This window comes from Kitasatospora sp. NPDC056531, from assembly GCF_042794375.1.
Taxonomy (GTDB): domain Bacteria; phylum Actinomycetota; class Actinomycetes; order Streptomycetales; family Streptomycetaceae; genus Kitasatospora.
Genome location: NZ_JBHTTU010000195.1, coordinates 4181 through 5623 on the forward strand (window position 1 = coordinate 4181; position 1443 = coordinate 5623).

Genomic DNA, 1443 nt, shown 5'->3' on the forward strand with positions numbered 1-1443 from the left:
GCGGTGTGTTTTATTTGGGGTATCTCCCCACCCCCCCATCTTTTCCCCCAATCGGCCCAGCACACCAAGGCCTCCGCCCCCCTGCTTCCCCCCCCCCCCTTCGGTATGCCGCCATCAGCTAGGTGTGGTGGGCCCGCTCAGGTGGGGTCCTGCGGCGGGAAGTTCCGGTCGAGGATCTCAGTCCAGGTCGGCAGGGCGACGAAGCGGCCAGTAAGTGGAGCACTGATCGGTGTGCCAGGTCTCGGTGACGGTCCTGTCGCGGCCGATCGAGGTGATGCGAATGTCGCCGCTGTCTGGTCCGGCCTGGCAGTCCTCGCAGCCGCTACGGCGGCGGGTGCTCGGCTGCTCAGCATGGGCCACGGGGCACCAGTCGGGCCGGGCGTCAATCGTGCCGTGCCGACAACGGTTGGCGTTCTGCAGCCAGGCGGCCAGCTGGGCGTTGAAGTCGCCCGGGCCGACGAAGGTTCGGCCGGGCAGGAAGCTGGTCTCCAGATAGCCGTTGGCCCGCTCGACCAGGCCCTTCGCCTCCGGATCCCGGAGCCGGCAGAAGTGGATCCGGGTGGCGAGCAGGCCCGCCAGGGCGGCGAACTCGCTGGTCGGCCTGCCCCTGCCGACACCCGGCTCGTTGTCCCGGACCAGCGCCGTCGGGACGGCGCCCCAGCCGGTCAGCAGCCGCCAGTGCCCGTCGATCAGATCGTTGGTCTGCCGCGAGGGCAGCATCCTGGCGGTGATCATCCTGGAGTAGCCGGAGACGATGACCAGCACCGGCGGACGGCCGCTCTGACCGTAGCCGAGCGGGATGTCCGCTTCCGGGAACCACAGATCACACTGGGCCAGCTCACCGGGCTCGTAGACCGTCCGCGAGACCGGGTCGACGGGAAGGTAGGCCGGCCGCAGCTCGCGCACCCGCTCCCGCTCCCGCTCCCGCTCCCGCAGGATCGTCAGCCCCCCGCTCCCAGCCGATCCGCTCGGCGATCACCGTGGTCGGCATCGTCGAGGTCTGCTGCAGCAACTCGCGGACCGCCGGCTCCACGGCGTCCACCGCCGAGCCCTTCAACGGCCGCTGGTAGACCGGCGGCCGGTCCGAGGCCAGGGCCCGCGCCACCGTGCCCCGGGAGATCCCCAGCTGCCGCCGACAACCCCTCGGCCCGATGCAGCCGACGGATCTCAGCCCAGTCCTCCACCCCGATCACCTCTTTCCTCCTGACTCCCGCACTGATGGTCATGGAAAGGCGGCCGCGAGGCCCGGCCCGCTCCAGGTGGCAGCATCACCGGCCCGTCCGTGGATTCCCCTCCCCGTGGCCGCCTCCCGGCCGATGATGTGATCCGTCCGGCGACGGGGTGGCGAGTGTCGGTCGGGTCGCCCGGGGGAATCGCACCCCCGGGCTCCCACAGATCGGAGCGTGACAGTCTCCCGTCACTCCGCTCTTGTCATCCTGATCG

1 protein-coding gene is annotated in these 1443 nt (G+C 70.8%); it reads right to left on the reverse strand.

Features of this window, described 5'->3' with window-relative positions:
- Positions 1 to 177: 177 nt before the first annotated feature.
- Positions 178 to 906 carry a hypothetical protein gene (locus tag ACFQ87_RS43975; protein WP_380616666.1) on the reverse strand — a complete coding sequence of 243 codons (729 nt, stop codon included), beginning with the start codon at positions 904 to 906 and terminating at the stop codon, positions 178 to 180.
- Positions 907 to 1443: the final 537 nt, after the last annotated feature.